Source organism: Paenarthrobacter sp. JL.01a (assembly GCF_025452095.1).
Taxonomy (GTDB): domain Bacteria; phylum Actinomycetota; class Actinomycetes; order Actinomycetales; family Micrococcaceae; genus Arthrobacter.
This window is the reverse complement of sequence record NZ_CP104877.1, coordinates 1,921,826-1,941,713: the sequence shown is the minus strand read 5'-3', so window position 1 is coordinate 1,941,713 and position 19,888 is coordinate 1,921,826. Positions and strand designations below refer to the sequence as shown.

Sequence of the window (19,888 nt, the reverse complement as noted above, 5' to 3'; positions counted from 1 at the left end):
TAACAGTTACGCAGACCTCTGGCCCCGGCTTGACCAGTGAACATCGGTATGCTGCGATCCGGTTTCCGGGGTGCCACGACGCTGTGGACTGGGCCCTACGAGCGGTGACTCTGTTGCCCCTTTACCTACGGCGACTACTTGGTGTCGTCTGCCCTAGGCGAGGATCCGGGTGCTTTCCGTGCGGCGGTGGCAGCAGCTGATGTGTCCATGGCAGACGTGGTGTCTTGAACGGTCTTCTCTGATGCGTCCCGCGGCCCGTCAACGTTGTCCGGATCACTGTGGTTATCAGGGAGATTATCACGTGAACCACTATCTGAGACAGATGCGTCCACATCATGACTGGTGACGCTCGTCACCGCTGAAGGCTCGCCGGAAACGTCCTTATCCGGCTTCCGCCCCGCCAAATAAGGGGTATCCGGCACAGGCCGGCCTCGCAGACCCAACACCAGGAAGATGACCAGGGCTGCCACGAAGACGAAGATGCTGGTCCACACGTTGAGGCGGGTGGTGATGCCAAAGATTGTGATCTGCTCGGCGTCGTCGATGCGCAGTGCCTCGATCCAGACCCGACCCAGTGTGTAGTACATGGCGTAGAGCCAGAACAGGCGGCCACGACGGAACGAGAACTTCTTATCCAGCAGCAAGAGGATGGCCACGCCCGCTAGGTTCCACAGCATTTCGTAGAGGAACGTCGGGTGGAACAGCGTGTCCGCTGCCATCCCTGGTGGAAAGTTTGCGTTGGACGGATCAATCTCAAGGCCCCACGGCAACGTTGTGGGAGCGCCAAAGAGTTCCTGGTTGAACCAGTTCCCCAGCCGGCCGATGGCCTGGGCCAGGAGCAGGCCGGGAGCAGCTGCGTCCAGGAATGCCGTCAGCTTGACTCCGGCACGGCGGCACCCGATCCAGGCGCCCACCGCACCAAGGACCACGGCGCCCCAGATGCCGAGTCCGCCGCGCTGGATCTGTGGGATCAGCGAGAGGTCTCCCGTGCCGTCAAAGCCGGGCCCGAAGTAAGCGTCGGGCGATGAAATGACGTGGTAAAGACGGCCGCCTATGATGCCGAACGGAATGGCCCAGATGGCGATGTCCCACAGGCTACCTTCCGGAGCGCCGCGCCGCTTCCATCGCGCCGAGGTCAGCCACAGGCCAACAATGATGCCTGCCAGGATGCAGAGGGCATAGGCGTGGATACGCAAAGTCCCCCACGGCAGCGGAATGTCGAAACCCGACCAGGACGGGCTCGGAATACTCAGTGGGACCATGGCCGCTGCGTGGAGGACTGTCTGCATGCGCTTCGCTGTTTCCTTTTCCTAGGCTTCTGCAGCGGCGCGGCCCAGGCCGGCGCTGAGGTTCTTGGTCAGTTGCCCGACGGCGTCCACACCGCCATCGCGGAGGGCCGCCACCAGGGCGGTGCCCACGATGACTCCATCGGCGTACACAGCGATCTCACGGACGTGGTCCGGGTTGGAGACGCCAAGGCCTACACAGACCCGGTCAGCACCGGCCGCGTGGGCACGGGCCACGACTTCCTCGGCAGCGCTGCTGACCGAAGTCCGAGTGCCGGTAACACCCATGATGGACACGGCGTAAACGAACCCCCGGCTCGCCTTGACGGTCATGTCGAGCCGCTCAGGCGTGGACGAGGGTGCCACCAGGAACACGCGGTCCAGTCCGTACTTGTCTGAAGCTTCGAACCACTCACCGGCTTCGTCAGGAACGAGGTCCGGCGTAATGAGCCCCGCTCCCCCGGCTTCCGCCAGGCGACGGGAGAATTCATCGACGCCCATGCGCATGACCGGGTTCCAGTACGTCATCACCAGCACCGCAGCATCGGTGGTTGCCGTGATCCCCGCAACCACGTCAAAAACGTCTGCTACGCGGAATCCGTTGGAGATGGCCTCCGTGGTAGCTGCCTGGATGACCGGGCCGTCCATGACGGGGTCGGAGTACGGGATGCCGATCTCGATCAGGTCGGCGCCGTTACGGGCCAAAGCGATACCTGCTTCGATGCTTTCCTTGACCGTCGGGTACCCGGCGGGAAGGTAGCCCACCAAGGCGGCGCGGCCTTCTGCGCGGGCCTTATCGATGGCGGCAGCGGACTTGCTGGCGGTTTGCTCGTTCATCAGTTCTGGTCCTCGTTCTCGTCCGCCGATGCTTCAGCCCCGCGCTCGGACGGCCCCTTGGGCTTGCGGGTGGACAGGGTGGTGCCCTTGACGTGCCCCTCATCATCGAGCATGTTGAACCAGGCCGCGGCGGTTTCCACGTCCTTGTCACCACGCCCAGACAGGTTCACGATCACCGTGACCTCGGACGGGTCGTCCTTGCCAACAGTTAGGCGGTGGCCAATCTTGATGGCACCTGCCAGCGCGTGCGAGGACTCGATGGCGGGAATGATGCCTTCGGTCCGGCACAGGAGGCTGAACGCATCCATCGCTTCGGTGTCCGTGACGGCCTCGTAGCTTACGCGCCCGATGTCAGCGAGGTAGGAGTGCTCAGGTCCAACGCTGGGGTAGTCCAGGCCAGCGGAAATGGAGTGGGACTCAATGGTCTGTCCGTCTTCGTCCTGCATGAGGTACGAACGCGCGCCATGAAGCACACCGGGGCGGCCCAAGGAAATGGCCGCTGCGTGCCGGCCGGTTTCCACACCTTCTCCGCCGGCCTCAAAACCGTAGATCTTCACCGAAGCGTCGTCCAGGAACGCGTGGAACAGGCCGATCGCGTTGGATCCGCCGCCGATGCACGCGCAGATGGCATCCGGGAGCTTTCCGGTCTGCTCGAGGATCTGGCTCCGCGCTTCTTCGCCGATGACTTCGTGGAAGTAGCGGACCATTGCCGGGAACGGGTGCGCTCCTGCAGCAGTGCCCAGAAGGTAGTGGGTGTTCTCCACGTTGGAGACCCAGTCGCGAAGGGCGTCGTTGATGGCGTCCTTCAGCGTCTGGGAGCCGTTGGTGACCGGAACGACAGTTGCACCAAGCAACTGCATCCGCGCGACGTTCAAGGCCTGGCGACGGCAATCCTCGGCCCCCATGTAAACCACGCACTCGAGCCCCAGCAGTGCCGCGGCCGTTGCGCTGGCAACACCATGCTGCCCGGCACCGGTCTCGGCAATAACGCGGGTCTTGCCCATGCGCTTGGCCAGCAGTGCCTGTCCCAGCACGTTGTTGATCTTGTGCGAACCGGTGTGGTTGAGGTCCTCCCGCTTGAGGAAGATGCGTGCTCCACCGGCGTGCGCCGAGAAGCGCTTGGCCTCCGTCAGCAGGGACGGCCGGCCGGAGTAGTTCTTGTTGAGGTCCTTCAGCTCGGCGATGAAATCGGGATCGGCCTTGGCTTTTTCGAAGGTATCCTGCACTTCGTCCAACGCGGCGATGAGAGACTCGGGCATCCAGCGTCCGCCGTAGCTTCCGAAGTAGGGCCCCGATGCGTTGCGCAGCGAAGGGCCGCCTTGCAGGAATGCATCTGCAGCATTCTCTTCCGAGCCGGCTGTTGGCGCGTCGACCATCAGTCTCACCATCCTGTTCCAGTTAGTTCTTTGGGTAGTTCCACGTGCCACAAGGCAGCCACGGGCTCGAGCCCGGGCTGCCTTATGACTGCTCGCCGTGATTCAGTAACTGCCTCAGTTCCTGACGGCGATGGCGGCAGCTCCAGCTGCCTTGAATTCGGTAATCCGCTCGCGCGGGGTGGAATCGCTGACCAGCGCTTCGCCCACCAGGATGGCGTTGGCGCCACCTGCGGCGTAGTGCGCCACGTCATCGGCACCCCTGACCCCCGACTCGGCCACCACGACTGCCCCAGCGGGAATCAGGCCTGCCAGCGAACCGAAAACGGAGCGGTCGACGTCGAGCGTTTTGAGGTTCCGCACGTTGATGCCGACAATCCTGGCCTTCGCAGCGACAGCCCGCTCAATCTCTTCCTCGGTGTGCGTTTCCACCAGGACGTTCATGCCGAGCTCGTGGCTCAATGCGCTGAACCGGACCAACTCTTCGTCGGTCAAGGCCGCGACAATGAGCAGGATGAGGTCCGCGCCGTGGGCCCGGGCTTCCCAGATCTGGTACTCGTCAACCGTGAAATCCTTGCGGAGCAAAGGCGTTTCGACGGCGGCACGTACGGCGTCGAGGTCCGCCAGCGATCCCCCGAAGCGGCGCTGCTCGGTGAGCACGCTGATGACGGAAGCTCCGCCGTCCGCGTACTGCACTGCCAGCGATGCGGGATCGGCGATGGAGGCGAGGTCACCCTTGGAGGGGCTCTTCCGCTTGATTTCGGCGATGACTTTGAGTTCGCTGCGATCGGTCGAAGAACCGCCCAGGGCTGCCCAGGCATCACGTGCAGGTGCAGCTGCGGCGGCGCGTTCCTTCAGCTCGTCGAGCGACACAAGGGCGCGCCGTGCCTCCAGGTCCTCCTTGACGCCAACGATGATGTCATCAAGAACGGTCACGATTAGTGGCCGTTGTTCTGCAGCTTGCTGCCGCCCACTCCGTAGCCCGCCTTGCGCATTACCAGGCCAACGATGAGGCCGATAATCATGACAACCAGGCCGCCAACGAAAATCGGGGTGCTGGCAATGACGAAAGCAATGGAGGAAATCAAGGCGCCAACCAGCATCACAATCACGCAGGTCCAGGCAGCCGGGCTGTTTCCGTGACCGATGGCGTCAGCGTGGCTGGCCATGGTGGATTCAGCTTGGTGTGCGGACACTGTTGTTTTGCTCATGTGAAATCTCCTCAGGATGAATACTGCTTACATTCTGCCATTTATTGGCGTCGGCCGGGGACATCGCCGACGCGAGGGGCAACGCTTGCGCAACGTCGCACCGAAACTTTGCTCTCGCCCGCCTACGTAGGGTCCTCGCCCCGTGAGAGGCTGTCCCAACTGTCGATCTCGTCCACTGGCTGACCGTCCTGCCTGCCCCTGGAACCGGCGTCGTACTTGGTCCTGGTTTTCCAGTACCGTCCGGCCAACGGCAGCACCACGGCGCACAAGGCCAGCAGCGCGCCAGCGACTATGGCCACCACCGGGAATGCCGTGCCTGCTACGCCCGCCTGTCCACCGGCGACTCCCGTCGCCGCTGCGATGGAACCTTGGGCGGCACCGAGCGGATCGGCGAGCACCGTGGCGGCGGCCAGGATAATTCCGGCGGCGGAGAAGGCAATGATGACGGCAATGATCCAGCGCGCCACCCGCCCTGCGATGGACGCCGCCAAGCCACCGGCCAAAGCCACCAATGCCAATGCGGTGACAGCGGTGGCAGCTTTGTTGCCCGGCACGTGGAGATTACTGTCAGGCACACCTGCGGGATCCAGCTGCACCTCGATCCAGGTCTGCGTAGTGGTCCCGAAGACTGCCAGGGCAAGCACTACGGCCGCGAGGACCAAGGTGGACTTGCGGGCCCAGCGGGGTGAGGCCTTCACGGGAGATGATGCGGCTGCGTCGGCGCTCACGGGGCGGGCGTCCCGCCGTCGGGCGTTCCGTCCTGGTCCGAATCCACCGCAATGTTCTGCAGCGAGCCGGCGGTGTGCACGGCGCGCAGCGGAGCAGCCGCCTTGTTCACTGTCTCCAGAGCCTCGGAAGGGTTGTGCGAGTCCGCGACGATTCCGCCGCCGGCCTGGACGTAGGCACGGCCTTCGCGGAGCAGCGCTGAACGGATGGCGATCGCCATGTCCATGTCGCCTGCGAAGTCCAGGTAGCCCACCACGCCGCCATAAATGCCGCGGCGGTGGGGTTCGAGTTCATCCAGGAGCCTGAGCGCACGGGGCTTGGGGGCGCCGGACAGCGTGCCGGCCGGGAAGGTGGCCTTCAGGACGTCGTAGGCCTTCGCGTGCGGAGCGAGCTCGCCCACCACCGTGGAGACCAAGTGCATGATGTGGCTGAAGCGTTCCACTTCCATGAACTGGGTGACATCGACCGTCCCGGCCACACACACCTTGGAGAGGTCGTTGCGGGACAGGTCCACGAGCATCAGGTGTTCGGCCCGTTCCTTCTGGTCCGCCAGCAGCTCCGTCGCCAGGGCCTTGTCGGCCTCGACAGTCTTGCCTCGCGGACGTGACCCGGCGATCGGGTGGGTAATGACTTCATCACCGGTCACCGTCACCAGCGCTTCGGGCGAAGAGCCAACGATCGAGTACTCCCGGCCGTCCGCATCCTCCAGGCTGAAGAGGTACATGTACGGGCTGGGGTTGGTGTTGCGCAGCACGCGGTAGACGTCCAAGGGATCAGCGGCGCATTCCATCTCGAAGCGTCGCGAGATCACCACCTGGAAAACCTCGCCGTCCACGATGGCTTCTTTCCCGCGGTCGATGGCTTCCAGGTACTTGGCCTCCTCCCAGCGTTCCTGCACGCTGGAGGCGAAGTCCAACGCTGCGGTGTCCAGCACGGAAACAGGCTGGGGCACGGGCGTGCTGATCTGCTCCAGAAGCCCCTTCACACGGGCCACGGCGTCGTGCCAGGCCTCGTCCACCCGTTCGGTGCTGTCGTCAAAATTGATGGCGTTGGCAATCAGGAGGACCGTACCGTCGACGTTGTCGTGGACGGCCATGTCTGTGACCAGGTTCAGCGCCATCTCCGGCAGTTGCAGGTCATCCTCGGGCGGGGAGGTCAAGCGCTCCCAGTGACGGACGGATTCCCAGCCAAGGAAGCCCACCAGGCCGGAGGTGAAAGGCGGCAGGCCCTCGAAGCGGTCGGTCTGCAGCGCGGCAATCGTGTCGCGGACGGCTTCGACGGGGTTGCCGGAAACGGGCACTCCTACCGGCGGCTCACCGATCCAGTGCGCCTGACCGTCCTTGGTAGTCAGTGTGGCGCGGGACTTTGAACCGATGAAGGAGTAGCGCGACCAGGCGCCCCCAACGGCCGCTGACTCCAGGAGGAAGGTACCCGGTTGTCCCTTGGCCAGTTTCCGATAAAGCCCGATCGGGGTCTCGGCGTCGGCCAGGACTTTCAGGCGTACAGGGATGACACGGCTGTGGACGGCGAGTTCCCGGAACTCTTCCAGGCCCGGGCTGATGATTCCAAGGTCCTGCATGGCTATTGTTCTCCGCCTTTTGGTCTGAGGTGGTGCGTCAGTGGAAAGTGCTGGGTGCCTTTAGTCGCGGTGACCCGTAACGACCGTGAAGTCGCGACCATCGAAGCAGGTCCGGGTTCCGGTGTGGCAGGCTGCGCCGATCTGGTCCACGCGGATCAGGAGGGCGTCGCCGTCGCAGTCCAGGGCGACTGACTTCACGAACTGTACGTGTCCGGAAGTGTCGCCCTTGCGCCAGTACTCCTGGCGGGAGCGGGAGTAGAACGTGACGCGCCCGGTGGTCATGGTGCGGTGGAGTGCCTCGTCATCCATCCACCCGAGCATCAGGACCTCGTTGGTGTCATGCTGTTGGACAATTGCGGCTACAAGGCCCGCGGAATCGCGCTTGAGGGCGTCCGCGATCTCCTGCGGCAACGGACCCGTGGGGTCACTGGAAGGCTCCACGGCGGGAGAGGGGCTGGGGGCGGACTGCTCTGACATCAGATCAAGTCTAGTGCCTTTGCCGGGACTGGCTGTTCTGCGGCGGTTCCACTGCGCAAGAGCGCGCCGATCGTGCTAGTTTCACAAGTGATGCATTTCGTCGATCCCTCCCGAGAAGTACTGGCCGAAACCCTGCTGGCGGCCGGACCTGACTCCCCCACGCTCTGTGAAGGGTGGCGGACACGGGACCTTGCCGCGCACTTGTTCCTGCGCGAGCGGAAATTCGCCGTAGGTGTCGGATTGTTGATCCCCCGCCTTGCCAAGGCGTCAGAGAAAGCCACCTCCAAACTGGCCTCCCAACTGAAGACCACCGACGACTACGCAGACCTCGTCAAGACCTTCCGCTCGGGCCCGCCGGCTTTCTCTCCGTTGAAGATCAAGGCGCTGGACGAGACCTCCAACCTCATCGAGTTCTTCGTACACACCGAAGACATCCGCCGAGCCGGCGACCGCTGGGCGCCCCGGGCACTGGATGAGGCCTATTCGGATGCTCTTTGGAACGACCTCATCAAGCGCGCAGCGTTCCTGTACCGCGGCGTGGACCTTGGCATCGTTCTGGTCAGGCCCACCGGCCCGCGGCACGTTGCCAAGCGCGCACCCGTTTCCGTAGCCATCGTTGGCGAGCCGGGCGAATTGCTGATGCACGCCCACGGCCGCACCAACCAAGCCTTGGTCACCTTCGAGGGCCAGCCGGACGCCGTCGCGCTTTTGCAGTCAGCGGACATCGGACTTTAACTCCCAACGCGGGGTCACTTATGGCCCATCCCTGAGGGGATGATGGGCCATAAGTGACCCCGCGTTGGACGTTTGCGGCGCGAAATCAGCGGACTTCGAAGCCCGCCTCACGGATGGCGGTCTTGACCTGGGAAATCATGTCGTCAGGACCAAAGTGGAACACCGAGGCCGCAAGCACGGCGTCGGCCCCTGCCTGGACGGCCGGCGGGAAGTGCTCGGGCGCTCCCGCTCCGCCGGAGGCGATGATCGGGATATTGACCGCTGCACGGACCAGGCGGATAAGTTCAAGGTCGAAGCCATCCTTGGTGCCGTCGGCGTCAATGGAGTTCAGCAGGATCTCCCCGACTCCCCTGTCAGCGGCTTCCTTCGCCCAGGCAATGGCGTCGATTCCGGTACCGGTGCGGCCGCCGTGCGTAGTGACTTCAAAACCGGACGACGTCGGAACGTCACCTTCCCGGGTACGGCGTGCGTCGACTGAGAGCACCAGCACCTGGGAGCCGAAGTGCCGGGTGATCTCGTCGATCACCTCGGGCCGGGCAACTGCGGCCGTGTTGATGGATGCCTTGTCTGCACCGAAGCGCAGGAGCTTGTCGACCTCGGCCACGCCACGGACGCCTCCACCCACCGTGAGGGGAATGAACACTTCTTCCGCGGTGCGGCGAACGACGTCGAACGTGGTTTCACGGTTTCCGGATGAGGCAGTGACGTCCAGGAACGTCAGTTCGTCTGCCCCGCCGTTGTCATATCGGTGGGCAAGTTCCACCGGGTCCCCGGCGTCCCGAAGGCCTTCAAAGTTGACGCCCTTGACGACGCGACCGGCGTCCACATCCAGGCATGGGATGACGCGTACGGCTACAGCCATGTGCTGCTCCTCAGTTCTGCTGGCTCCAGTTGATCAGTGCGTGGGTCAGATCCGGCAGGCGTGGATGCTGCTGACCAGGATGGCACGGGCGCCGAGGTCGTACAGTTCGTCCATGATGCGGTTCGTTTCCTTCTTGGGAACCATGGAACGCACGGCCACCCAGTCGGAATCACGCAGCGGGGAAACCGTGGGCGACTCGAGGCCGGGAGTCAGTGCTGCGGCGTCTTCGACCAGGTCCTTGCGGATGTCATAGTCCATCAAAACGTACTGCCGCGCCACCAGGACACCCTGGAGGCGGCGGATGAGGATATCGATTTCCTTGGCCGTCCCGTTTGCGGCGCCACCGGAGCCCGACCGGCGGATCAAGACGGCCTCGGACTTCAGGATGGGGTCACCGAAAATTTCCATGCCGGCGGCCTTGAGGGTGTTGCCGGTTTCCACCACGTCCGCGATGGCATCCGCTACGCCGAGGCGGACGGAGGACTCCACGGCGCCGTCCAGTCGGACCACCTTGGCGTTGACGCCACGCTCGGCCAGGTAGTCGCGCAGGAGGCCGTCGTAGCTGGTGGCCAGGCGCTTGCCTTCAAGCTGCTCGACGCCGGTGAAGTCGCCAACAGGGCCGGCGAAGCGGAAGGTCGAGGGCGCAAAACCAAGGGGAAGCAGTTCTTCGGCTTCGACCTTCGCATCAAGCAGGAGGTCCCTGCCGGTGATGCCGACATCCAGGGTTCCCTGGCCTACATACACGGCGATGTCACGGGGACGGAGGAAGAAGAATTCGATGTCGTTGTCGGGATCAACCATCACCAGTTCGCGGGAGTCGCGGCGCTGGCGGTATCCGGCCTCGGACAGCATTGCGGAGGCGGCTTCGGACAGGGATCCCTTGTTGGGGACTGCTACACGGAGCATTTGGGGAGACTTTCTGTTTGGAATGGAGGTTTCAGGCACTTCGGCCACGCGGCTGGCTCCGCCTGGGGGCAGGCGGAGTGGCGTGGCTAGAGATGCTTGTAAACGTCTTCCAGGCTGAGGCCCTTGGCAAGCATGAGGACCTGCAAGTGGTACAGGAGCTGGGAGATTTCCTCAGCAGCAGCCTCGTCCGATTCATACTCCGCGGCCATCCAGACTTCAGCGGCCTCTTCGACCACCTTTTTGCCGATGCCGTGGATTCCGGAGTCCAGCTCGGCTACCGTGCGCGAGCCTGCCGGGCGGGTCGCTGCTTTCTCACTCAGTTCTGCGAACAGCGTCTCGAAATTCTTCACGCCCTCCAGACTACTTGCTCCTGGGCCGACGCCGCTCGTTGGGGCGTTGCATGACGAAGGGGATGTGAGTGAACACACACCCACATCCCCTTCGTACACGCTTAGCTGAAGCAGTGAACCCTTAGCTGAAGTGCTTGAGCGTCACGGCAGTGGCCAAGGCGGCTGTGACTGCCTCGTGGCCTTTGTCTTCCTGGGATCCGGGAAGGCCGGCCCGGTCCAGGCCCTGCTGTTCGGTGTCGCAGGTGAGTACGCCGAAGCCCACCGGCACGCCGGTGCGGACACTGACATCGGTAAGTCCCGACGTCGCGGCCTGGCAGACGTAGTCAAAGTGCGGGGTTCCGCCGCGGATAACGACGCCCAGGGCCACGACGGCATCAAAGTGCGGTGCCAGCCTGGCAGCGGCGACCGGGAGTTCGAAGCTGCCCGGAACCCGCAACAGCGTGGGTTCCGTGATGCCCGCTTCCTTGGCTGCACGCAGGGCACCGTCCACCAGGCCGTCCATGATCTGGGTGTGCCAGCTTGCCGCCACGATGGCGAGCTTGAGCTGCGAGGTCTCCTCGGGGTTGAGGGTAGTGAGGTCAATAGTGGGCGCGCCGTGTCCGCTCATGGTGTGCTGTGGATCCGTTCAGTCTTGGTTGCTGTTGAAAATCTTGGGTGAAGCTGGTTTCTTGCCGTTGCTGACCGGCTCGACTTCGAGGGTCAGCAGGTGGTCCATCCGGTCCTTCTTGGTCTGCAGGTACCGGAGGTTCTGCTCCCGGGACGGCACCTCGGTGGGCACCATCTCCACGACAGTCACCCCTGCCTTGGCAAGACGGTGCTGCTTGTCCGGGTTGTTGCTCAACAAACGGACTTCGTGGAGCCCCATCTCGGAAAGGATCTGCCCGGCCGCGTCATAGGAGCGCGCGTCGACCGGCAGGCCCAGTTGTTCATTGGCCTCAACGGTATCGAACCCGGCTTCCTGCAGCGCGTAGGCCTTGATCTTGTTGGCCAGGCCGATCCCGCGGCCTTCCTGTCCCCGCAGGTAAAGCAGCGTCCCGCCTTCCTTGTGGATGAGTTCCAGCGCGAAGGCAAGCTGCTCACCGCAATCGCAGCGGTAGGAACCGAAGACATCGCCCGTGAGGCATTCCGAGTGCAGGCGGACCAGAGGAGCCTGGCCTCCCTTGGGCGCGTTGGGTGAACTGACAGCGAGATGTTCAACTCCCGTGACATGGTCCGTCCACGCCTGCGCCACGAAATCGCCATAGGCCGTGGGCAGCTGGACGATGGGTCCACCGCTCACCGGGTGCGGCCCGGAGTCCGTGTGCTCACTGCTGTGTGCTGTCGATGCGGTCATCGCTTCTCCTCGTCTACCCGATGCGCTCCCTGGGAATCCACCGCCTCAACATAAGACACCAGGTCCTCGATGGAGATGAGGGGGCATCCATGTTCGGCGGCGAACCCGCGCAGGCTGTCCAAGCGCATCATTTCACCGTCGTCATGTACCAACTCTGCGATAACACCCACCGGGGCGAGCCCGGCCAGGCGACACAAGTCCACGGCAGCTTCCGTGTGTCCCGGACGTTCTCGCACTCCCCCCTTAACGGCCCGCAGCGGAAAAATATGCCCAGGACGGGTGAGTGACGCCGGAGTACTGGCGGGATCTGCCAGGATTCGAGCCGTCAAGGCCCGGTCCGTGGCGGAAATTCCCGTGCTGACTCCTATCGCAGCGTCACAGGAAACAGTATAGGCAGTACCCTTAGCATCTTGGTTTATTTCGACCATGGGAGGCAGAATCAGGGCATCAGCCCTCTCCCCTTCCAAAGGGACGCAGATGACGCCGGAGGAATACCGGATGGTCCAACCCATCAGGGCGGGAGTGGCGTGTTCGGCGGCAAAAATGATGTCGCCTTCGTTTTCCCTGTCCTCGTTGTCTACCACGATCACGGCCTTACCGGCTGCCATCGCGGCGATGGCTGATTCCACGGGATCAAGGCCGGGACGCTGTGCCGTAGCTGGCTGCGGCTTGGTGGGCGCGCTCATCAGTTGCCTCCATGCTGCGGAGCGAACGACAAAAGGCGCTCGGTGTATTTCGCCAGGACATCCACTTCCAGGTTGACGCGGCCACCTACTGCCTTCGCCCCCAGTCCGGTCTCTTCCAGTGTGGTGGGAATAAGGCCGACCTCGAACCACGGTTCCGCTTCGGACGCCGCGCTGACGGCCGTCACGGTCAGCGAAACACCGTCGACGGCGATCGATCCCTTCTCGGCGATGTACCGAGCCAGCGGGGCCGGTACGCCGAACCGCAGGCGGTCCCAGTTGCCCAACGCTTCGCGTTCGAGGAGTTCTCCTACGCCATCCACGTGCCCCTGGACGACGTGGCCGTCCAGCCGACCGCCAGCAGGAACACAGCGTTCGAGGTTCACGGTGTCCCCCGCCGCCAACTCCCCGATCGTGGTGCGGACCAGGGTTTCGCCCATGACGTCCACGCTGAACTCCTGGCCATCGATGCCGGTGGCCGTGAGGCAGACCCCGTTGACGGCAATGGAGCCGCCCAAGGGCAGGTCACCCGAGGTGGTGGGTGCCTTCAACCGCAAGGTCGCGCTGGCATCGCCGTCGTGCTCAATGCCAAGGACTGTGCCTTGTTCTGCAACGATTCCGGTAAACATCAGTGTCCTCCTGTGACATATTCCGCAGCTTCACTGTGTGAGGCCACACGCGTCTGCGGAATCGAATTCTGTGGTGTGTTGGAAGTGCGTCCGGCGGGGCGAAGATGCAGCCGAAGGTCATTGCCCAGAGTGCGGACCGATCCCCCGGAGGCTGCGTCCCATTCCCAATGCTGGGCATCGGCGAGTGTGCCTATGCCGAGGTCGTTCAGGGCCGGAGTCCCTGACCCCAGCAAGGTCGGCGCCAGATAGACGATCAGCTCGTCCACCAGCCCGGCGGCAAGGAAAGTACTCAAAATGCTCGAGCCCCCTTCGACCATCACGTGCCGGACACCTTCATCGAAAAGCATGCCGAGCGCCTCGCCTGGATCCCTGGTTGGCAGGTGCCGGAAACGGCCGTCCGTCCCGCGAACCGCCGCTTGTTCCGGAACATTCCTCAGGCCCATGACGGCCCTGATGGGCTGACGCTGCGCAAGTTCACCATCCGGTGTTCGGGCCGTCAACCGCGGGTTGTCTATGAGGACTGTTCCGGTCCCCACGAGGATCGCGTCGATAAGGCGTCGCAGTGAGTGGTTGTCTTCCAGCGATTCGGCACTGGAGATCCACTGGCTGGTGCCGTCGACGGCAGCGATGCGGCTGTCCAGGGTCTGGGCTATGTGCAAGGTGACGAAGGGGCGTTTGGCGGCAACGGCGTCGAACCATTCCCGGTTCAGCTCGAGTGATTCTTCGAAGCCGAGTCCGGACGTGACATCTATGCCCGCCGCGCGCAGGGTCCTGGCCCCGCCGGCGGCCGGGTCATGTGGATCGTCGACGGCGTAAATCACCTTCGCGATGCCGGCCGCGATGATTGCCTGGGCGCAGGGTCCTGTCCGGCCCACGTGGTTGCAGGGCTCCAGAGTGACCACCATGGTGGTGCCTTTGGTGTCGAGTCCTTGGCGCCGAGCTTCGGAAATCGCGTCGGCCTCCGCATGCGCAGTTCCTGCACCCCGGTGGTATCCAGTGGCCAGTTGCTCGCCTTCCGGGCTAAGAATGACAGCTCCGACCAGCGGGTTGGCTCCCCGGGGACCAGCCAGCGCGGCCGCCAGGGCGGCATCCATCGCTGCCTCTTCAGTCGGCGCAAAGGCGCCCTGCTGCGTCATCGCGCAACTCCTGCGGCAACGGGAACAGATTGAACGGCGCCGCGCTCACGCTTTTCGGCCCACCACCAGACAAAGAATCCTGCCAGCGTAAAGAAACCATAGAAGAGGTACATGACAGCACTGGCGTAGTAACCGGCACTGAACAGCAAAGGCACTCCGACGATGTCCACCGCGACCCAGATCAGCCAGAATTCGGTCCACCCGCGCGCCATGCCGTAGGTCGCCAGGAGCGAGCCCATGAAGGTCCAGGCGTCGGCCCAGACGGGCGGGTAGGAACCCAAAGTGTCAAACAGGGGTGTGAGGGCTGCGGTCCCGGCGATCATTGCGCCGATCAGTGCCAAACGCACTTTGTTCGAGGCCCAGCCGGGGATCACTGCACGGCCCTGGCTGCTCGTTTCACGGCCTTGCTGCCACCGGTACCAGCCGTAGACCGCAACTGCGATGAACATTACTTGCCGTCCGGCCTGCCCCCAGAGGGTGGCGGGCGCGGCGGCACCGAATATATTGCCGAGGAAAACGGTCAGCAAGAGGATGTTGCCGACGATGCCGATGGGCCAGGCCCAGACTTTCCGGCGCATTCCGCCGAGGGCGCTGAGCAACCCAAAGATGTTTCCAAGCACTTCGCGTAAGACAAGGGCAGATCCCCCAACGGGAATCTGTGCTTCGAAGAGCCATCGCAGAAAGTCCATGCCGTTCCTTCCCAGTAAGCCGCGATGACTCCGGGGGTGTACGACAGCGCAATACCGGGCGTCGCAGAAGGAACGCCCATGGCATGACTGTACGTGCTTCTCCCATCCAGACTTTAACTGTCGGTACCGGAATTCCACCGGTTCAACCGTCTGCCACCGGCGTCCTGATCACCCAGGAAATCAGTGGCTCGCGGGTCGCGGACTATGACCGCCGGTTCGGACTTACACCGACCCCGGAGCACGTATGTGTGTTGTTATTGTGCCACAACTACGAAGATGGCCAGGCTATTCCCGGCCATCTTCGTAACATCCAGTGGGCACCCTCAGGCCTTTGCCACTGCAGCGGCTTGCCCTGCAGTACGCAGGCGCTCGATCGCCGCAGCCGGGTCCTCGTGGCCATAGACCGCCGAGCCCGCTACGAAGACGTTGGCGCCCGCTTCTGCAGCCCTGACGATGGTTTCCTCCGTGATCCCCCCATCGACCTGGATCGCCACGCCAATGCCGGAGCCTTCAACTGCCGCCCGGGCCCGCCGGATCTTGGGCAAGGTGATGTCCAGGAAGGATTGGCCGCCGAAGCCGGGTTCAACGGTCATGATCAAGAGCATGTCCAGTTCGCTGAGCATGTCCAGGTACGGCTCCACCGGCGTGGCCGGCCGCAAAGCCATACCAGCCTTGGATCCCCGCGCGCGCAATTCGCGGGCCAGCTTGACCGGTGCCATCGCCGCTTCAGCGTGGAACGTCACTGACGCGACGCCGGCGTCCGCGTAGGCAGGTGCCCAGCGGTCGGCGTCGGAAATCATCAGATGCGCATCAAGCGGAACCGGGCTGACCGCCTGAATTCGTTGTACTACCGGCAAACCGAGCGTCAGGTTGGGCACGAAGTGGTTATCCATGACATCCACGTGGACGGCATCGGCGTTGCCGATGCGCTGCAGTTCTGCCTCAAGGTTGACGAAGTCCGCAGACAGGATGCTCGGGTTGATAAAGCACTGAGACAAGGCAGCCCCTTCGGGTCGGTTTGGTGGTGTGGCCGCAGCGGGGTTCCGCTGCGGCCCGGAACGTGCAGCTACGGCTTCTTGCGGATGATGGCCATGAACATGGCATCCGTTTGGTGAATGTGCGGCCACAGCTGGGCAGTGTGCTCATGTCCTGCGCCAAGGTTGCCGGTGAGGCTGACATGGTCCAGCGCCTGCCCGGAGTCGAGCAGTTCGAGGTCAGCCCGCTTGCCCAGGACATCGCTGACGACTGCGGTGGTCTCCGCCGGGTGGGGTGAACACGTCACGTAGGCCACGACGCCACCGGGCTTGACGGCGTCAATCGCGGAATTCAGGAGTTCGCGCTGGAGTGGCCCGAGGTCTCCGATGTCCTTGGGCGAACGCCGCCAGCGCGACTCGGGCCGCCTGCGCAGCGCGCCCAGGCCACTGCACGGAACGTCCACGAGGACGCGGTCGAACGATTCGCGGTGCTCGTTGCCCACTTCGCGCCCGTCGCCTGTACGGACGGTCCAGGCCTCTTCCGGGACAGCCGAGAGCGCCTGTTGAACCAGCTTGGCACGGTGTGGTGCAGGCTCGTTGGCCAGGAGCGTTGCGCCATCGCGGTGAGCCAAGGCGGCCAGGAGCGCTGCTTTGCCGCCAGGACCGGCACAAAGGTCCAGCCACTTCTCGCCTTGGGAGGGACGCTCCCCCAACTCGACGCCGGCCAATGCGCGCGCGACAAGCTGGGACCCGACGTCCTGGACACGGGTGGTGCCGCGCCGGACGGATTCGAAGCGGCCAAGGTCACCCCCGGCGGAGAGGGCCGATCCTTCCACCAGCTCACCGGGGGTGGCACCGTTGTCGAACGCCTCGTCGAGGTCGCCCAGTCCAGGCAAAGCCACAAGGTTCACAACGGGGGCGGCATTATCGGCTTCCAGCAGGGCGTCGATCTCGCTCTTGGGACGCCCGTGGTTCACCAGTGATTGCCGCAGGGCACGAACAATCCATTCCGGGTGGGCATGGCGCAGGGCGGCGATTTTGGTCTCATCCGTCTCCTGGTCCAGAAGGATGTCGAGCCACTCATCCAGGGTGTGGGCAGTGACCTTACGGAGGACAGCGTTAATGAGGGCTGACGGGCCGGCCCCGATCACTGCCCTGGCCAAACCGACAGTCTGGTCCAAGGCAGCATGCGCAGGAACACGCATGGACAACAGCTGGTGCGCGCCGATCCGGAGGGCGTCGAGGATCGCGGGATCCAGTTGGTTCAGGGGCCGGTCCACGCATCGGGCCAGGATGGCATCGTAGGTGCCTTGGCCCCGGAGGGCCCCATAGCTCAGTTCAGTGGCGAACCCGGCATCACGACGGTCCAGGCGGTGCTCCCGGATCCGGGCGGGAAGAACGAGGTTGGCGTAGGCGTCCTCGGAAGCGACAGCGCGGAGCACCTCGAAAGCGACCAAACGGGCCGGGTCCGCCCGGCGGGTGCGCTGCGACGGAGCGTTGTTGGTGAAGCCCCGCTGGGGTCCCCGGTTCCGCTCCCTGCCTTGGGCGTTGCGGCGGCTTCCGCCCTGCGACCCTCGGTTGCCCTGCCCGCCGCCGTCCCGGCTGCCGCTGTTGTTCGGGCCTCGGCGGCCGGACTCACTCATTCGAATACCACTCTCTCAGGTGCTGCCAGGCCGCGGGCCCAATCAGCCGACGACATCATCTTCTTGCCGGCCGGCTGGATGCGGCCAAGTTCAATTGCATGGGAGCCGGTTCCGACCAGGACCGATTTGCCCTCCACGCGGATGGTTCCCGGTGAAAGGTCCTTGACCTCCGGCCTCAGCGCCACTGCCTCCAGTTTGACCCGTTGCCCGTCCAAGGTAGTCCAAGCACCCGGCTCGGGGGTGACGCCGCGGGCCTGCCGGCTCAGCGCCAGCGCGGGCTTTTGCCAGTCCAGGCGTCCGTCATCAAGGGTGAGTTTCGGTGCGAGCGACACTTTGCCGCTTTGGGGCCGGGGCGAGGCTTGCCCGGTGTCAATGGCGGAAAGCGTCTGGCTCAGAAGCACTGCCCCGCTGATCGAAAGCCGCTCCAGCAGATCCCCGGCGGTGTCTTCCGGCCGGACGGTCTCAGTCAGGGTTCCGAAAACGGGCCCCGTATCCAGGCCTTCCTCCAGCTGGAACGTGGCGGCCCCTGTGATGTCATCGCCGGCCATGAGCGATCGTTGGACTGGTGCAGCCCCGCGCCAGGCCGGAAGCAGGGAGAAGTGCAGGTTGACCCAACCGTGCTTGGGAACGTCCAAGGCCGCCCGGGGCACTATTCCTCCGTAGGCCACTATCGCGGCCACATCGGGTGCGTAGTGCGCAATGCGTGCGGTGGTGTCGGCGTCGACCTTGGCTGCCCGGATGATGTCGATGCCCAACTCTTCTGCCCACGCCGCTACCGGCGATGGCGTCATGACGCGCTTGCGTCCCAGGGGCGCGTCGGGTCGGGTCAGGACGGCGACGACGTCGAAACCGGCGGTCACCAGGGCGTCCAACGACGGGACTGCCACGGCGGGGGTGCCGGCAAAGAGCACCCTCACTCGGGAACTCCAAAGCTGCCGCCGCCGAAGCTTGATCCGACGGAGTTGGCACGCTTGGATGTGGTTTGTTCCGTGATGGCGTGGTAGTTGGCGTTGCGGATGGCACGCAAGGCGGCCTTGCGGTCCTCGCCTTCCAGCCTGTCGGTGTACAGCACACCGTCAAGGTGATCTGTTTCATGCTGGAAGCAACGGGCCAACATGCCTTCGGCTTCGACGGAGACGGGGTTCCCGTTGAGGTCCACCCCGGTTGCCCGGGTGGTGCGGTAGCGGCGCACGGGGAAACCGAGACCGGGGATGGAGAGGCAGCCCTCTACTTCGTCGGGTTGGAAATCCTCGCTGTTTTCCAGAACGGGATTGATGATGTGGCCTTCCACTCCCCCGATGCGGTAAGTAAAGACGCGCTGGCTGACTCCCACCTGGGGCGCGGCAAGGCCTGCGCCCTCCACATCCTCCATGGTTTCTGTCATGTCGGCGACCAGCTTGGCGAGCTCCGGACCGAAGTCGGTTACGGGGTCGGCCACGGTGCGCAGCACCGGATCCCCGATGATTCGGATACTCAAAATTGCCATGCGTTGCCTGTCCTCACGATCGTAAAATCAAGCTCCGCGTGTTGCGGGGCCTAAGCCAGTTTAGTTGAGGCCATGGCGTTGGGTGAGGCCATGGCTGCGTCCCTTCCGGCCGACACAGGTGCTGCGGCAGCGAACACTGGCGGCGCGACAGGAAGCAGCGCTGGTCCCGCCGCGGCGACGTCCGCCGACATTTCCCACACCCGTCGAAGGGCACAGAACTTCCACCAGTGGTGCTTGAGGATCTCCGGGTTGGCGCGCATCGGCCTCACTTCCGTCTCGCCGATGGCGACGGCAAGGAGCATGGGGTTCTCCCCATACCTCCACGGTTCCCACTCACCCGAGACGGGATCCACCAGGCTTTCTTCTGCCTTCATCCCGGCTGTGAGTTGCATGACCACCTTGTCATCAAGGGCTTTCACCGTTCCGTCCCGCGTGGTGCCCTTCGTTTTGTAGTCAATAAGGCAGATCCGACCATTGATTTTTGCGACGAGGTCCAGTGTCCCCGCGTAGCCCACCGTATTGTTCCACACGGTGATTTCCGGCGCCAGGGGCTCCACCCGGTACAGCTCCCACCATTCATCGAAGCGTGCAGCAAACGCCTGCTCACCGTTGGCGGCGAGTTCTTCCCTGCATTCCTGCATGCGGTGCGGGCGTCCCAGGGCCCGCAAGGCAAACTGCTCGCAATATGTGTGGACACGGTCGCCGCGGGCAGCCGCCGTGTCCCGGAATAGCTCAGCTGCCTTGGAAGCCTTGTTGACGGCCTGCCTTACTCTTGCGGGGCTTCCAAGAATCGCGGGAAGCTCAGGATCCGCGGCCAGGCTGCTGGCGCCCATGTAGCTGAACCAACCGTCCAAGGCATGCGCCTGCTGACCGATCACTGTAGTGATGGAGGGCACAGAGAATTGCTCTGTAGTGGAGCGGGCGTACATCCGGCCGTAGTCAGTAGCGTGGGCAAGCAGTGGAGCAGTCATAT

At 64.0% G+C, this 19,888-nt stretch carries 23 protein-coding genes and 1 riboswitch; of the genes, 1 reads left to right on the top strand and 22 read right to left on the bottom strand.

Annotation, left to right across the window (positions count from 1 at the left end; translation table 11 throughout):
- Positions 1-134: 134 nt before the first annotated feature.
- From lgt to hisI, 8 genes are all read right to left on the bottom strand, one after another.
- Positions 135-1,289, bottom strand: a complete 1,155-nt coding sequence (gene lgt, locus N5P29_RS09245) for a prolipoprotein diacylglyceryl transferase (RefSeq protein WP_262278272.1) — start codon at positions 1,287-1,289, stop codon at positions 135-137.
- Between the two features lie 21 nt (positions 1,290-1,310).
- A complete protein-coding gene (trpA, locus tag N5P29_RS09240) occupies positions 1,311-2,123 on the bottom strand; it encodes a tryptophan synthase subunit alpha (RefSeq protein ID WP_262278271.1) in 813 nt (270 codons plus the stop codon).
- A complete protein-coding gene (gene trpB, locus N5P29_RS09235) occupies positions 2,123-3,499 on the bottom strand; it encodes a tryptophan synthase subunit beta (protein ID WP_262278270.1) in 1,377 nt (458 codons plus the stop codon). Before trpB ends, trpA begins: the two co-directional genes overlap by 1 nt.
- A 114-nt stretch (positions 3,500-3,613) precedes the next feature.
- On the bottom strand, positions 3,614-4,432 hold the full coding sequence (gene trpC, locus N5P29_RS09230) for an indole-3-glycerol phosphate synthase TrpC (RefSeq protein WP_262278269.1): 819 nt from the start codon (positions 4,430-4,432) through the stop codon (positions 3,614-3,616).
- Positions 4,433-4,434: 2 nt separating this feature from the next.
- On the bottom strand, positions 4,435-4,707 hold the full coding sequence (locus N5P29_RS09225) for an HGxxPAAW family protein (protein WP_262278268.1): 273 nt from the start codon (positions 4,705-4,707) through the stop codon (positions 4,435-4,437).
- Positions 4,708-4,829: 122 nt separating this feature from the next.
- Positions 4,830-5,435, bottom strand: a complete 606-nt coding sequence (locus N5P29_RS09220; protein ID WP_262278267.1) for a Trp biosynthesis-associated membrane protein — start codon at positions 5,433-5,435, stop codon at positions 4,830-4,832.
- Positions 5,432-7,012 carry an anthranilate synthase component I gene (locus N5P29_RS09215; RefSeq protein ID WP_262278266.1) on the bottom strand — a complete coding sequence of 527 codons (1,581 nt, stop codon included), beginning with the start codon at positions 7,010-7,012 and terminating at the stop codon, positions 5,432-5,434. The genes N5P29_RS09220 and N5P29_RS09215 overlap by 4 nt, the downstream gene beginning before the upstream one ends.
- Before the next feature lie 60 nt (positions 7,013-7,072).
- Positions 7,073-7,489 (bottom strand): phosphoribosyl-AMP cyclohydrolase, encoded by a 417-nt coding sequence (hisI, locus tag N5P29_RS09210; protein WP_262278265.1) that lies wholly within the window; start codon positions 7,487-7,489, stop codon positions 7,073-7,075.
- 90 nt (positions 7,490-7,579) lie between these two features.
- Between hisI and N5P29_RS09205 the strand changes: the two genes are divergently transcribed.
- A complete protein-coding gene (locus tag N5P29_RS09205; protein ID WP_262278548.1) occupies positions 7,580-8,224 on the top strand; it encodes a TIGR03085 family metal-binding protein in 645 nt (214 codons plus the stop codon).
- A gap of 85 nt (positions 8,225-8,309) precedes the next feature.
- Here the strand turns inward: N5P29_RS09205 and hisF are convergent, their stop codons facing one another.
- From hisF to N5P29_RS09135, 14 genes are all read right to left on the bottom strand, one after another.
- Positions 8,310-9,086 (bottom strand): imidazole glycerol phosphate synthase subunit HisF, encoded by a 777-nt coding sequence (gene hisF, locus N5P29_RS09200; protein ID WP_144658591.1) that lies wholly within the window; start codon positions 9,084-9,086, stop codon positions 8,310-8,312.
- Between the two features lie 45 nt (positions 9,087-9,131).
- Positions 9,132-9,992, bottom strand: a complete 861-nt coding sequence (hisG, locus tag N5P29_RS09195; protein WP_262278264.1) for an ATP phosphoribosyltransferase — start codon at positions 9,990-9,992, stop codon at positions 9,132-9,134.
- Positions 9,993-10,078: 86 nt separating this feature from the next.
- Positions 10,079-10,342: a phosphoribosyl-ATP diphosphatase gene (locus N5P29_RS09190; protein ID WP_018778638.1), complete on the bottom strand. Its 264-nt coding sequence runs from the start codon at positions 10,340-10,342 to the stop codon at positions 10,079-10,081.
- Between the two features lie 121 nt (positions 10,343-10,463).
- Positions 10,464-10,949, bottom strand: coding sequence for a 6,7-dimethyl-8-ribityllumazine synthase (gene ribH, locus N5P29_RS09185; protein ID WP_262278263.1), 486 nt, complete (start codon positions 10,947-10,949; stop codon positions 10,464-10,466).
- A gap of 18 nt (positions 10,950-10,967) precedes the next feature.
- Complete coding sequence (gene ribA, locus N5P29_RS09180) at positions 10,968-11,675, bottom strand: GTP cyclohydrolase II (RefSeq protein ID WP_262278262.1); 708 nt, start codon at positions 11,673-11,675, stop codon at positions 10,968-10,970.
- Positions 11,672-12,361 carry a 3,4-dihydroxy-2-butanone-4-phosphate synthase gene (ribB, locus tag N5P29_RS09175; protein ID WP_262278261.1) on the bottom strand — a complete coding sequence of 230 codons (690 nt, stop codon included), beginning with the start codon at positions 12,359-12,361 and terminating at the stop codon, positions 11,672-11,674. Before ribB ends, ribA begins: the two co-directional genes overlap by 4 nt.
- A complete protein-coding gene (locus N5P29_RS09170; protein ID WP_262278260.1) occupies positions 12,361-12,987 on the bottom strand; it encodes a riboflavin synthase in 627 nt (208 codons plus the stop codon). Before N5P29_RS09170 ends, ribB begins: the two co-directional genes overlap by 1 nt.
- A complete protein-coding gene (gene ribD / locus N5P29_RS09165; RefSeq protein ID WP_262278259.1) occupies positions 12,987-14,123 on the bottom strand; it encodes a bifunctional diaminohydroxyphosphoribosylaminopyrimidine deaminase/5-amino-6-(5-phosphoribosylamino)uracil reductase RibD in 1,137 nt (378 codons plus the stop codon). Before ribD ends, N5P29_RS09170 begins: the two co-directional genes overlap by 1 nt.
- Complete coding sequence (gene pnuC / locus N5P29_RS09160; RefSeq protein WP_262278258.1) at positions 14,120-14,812, bottom strand: nicotinamide riboside transporter PnuC; 693 nt, start codon at positions 14,810-14,812, stop codon at positions 14,120-14,122. Before pnuC ends, ribD begins: the two co-directional genes overlap by 4 nt.
- A gap of 89 nt (positions 14,813-14,901) precedes the next feature.
- Positions 14,902-15,058, bottom strand: a riboswitch (FMN riboswitch).
- Between the two features lie 77 nt (positions 15,059-15,135).
- Positions 15,136-15,810: a ribulose-phosphate 3-epimerase gene (gene rpe / locus N5P29_RS09155; RefSeq protein ID WP_262278257.1), complete on the bottom strand. Its 675-nt coding sequence runs from the start codon at positions 15,808-15,810 to the stop codon at positions 15,136-15,138.
- Positions 15,811-15,878: 68 nt separating this feature from the next.
- Entirely contained in the window at positions 15,879-17,429 is a 1,551-nt protein-coding gene (locus N5P29_RS09150; RefSeq protein ID WP_262278256.1) for an RsmB/NOP family class I SAM-dependent RNA methyltransferase, read from the bottom strand.
- Complete coding sequence (fmt, locus tag N5P29_RS09145; RefSeq protein WP_262278255.1) at positions 17,426-18,346, bottom strand: methionyl-tRNA formyltransferase; 921 nt, start codon at positions 18,344-18,346, stop codon at positions 17,426-17,428. The genes N5P29_RS09150 and fmt overlap by 4 nt, the downstream gene beginning before the upstream one ends.
- Positions 18,343-18,915, bottom strand: a complete 573-nt coding sequence (def, locus tag N5P29_RS09140; protein ID WP_262278254.1) for a peptide deformylase — start codon at positions 18,913-18,915, stop codon at positions 18,343-18,345. Before def ends, fmt begins: the two co-directional genes overlap by 4 nt.
- 50 nt (positions 18,916-18,965) lie before the next feature.
- Positions 18,966-19,886 carry a PD-(D/E)XK nuclease family protein gene (locus N5P29_RS09135; protein ID WP_262278253.1) on the bottom strand — a complete coding sequence of 307 codons (921 nt, stop codon included), beginning with the start codon at positions 19,884-19,886 and terminating at the stop codon, positions 18,966-18,968.
- Positions 19,887-19,888 lie beyond the last annotated feature (2 nt).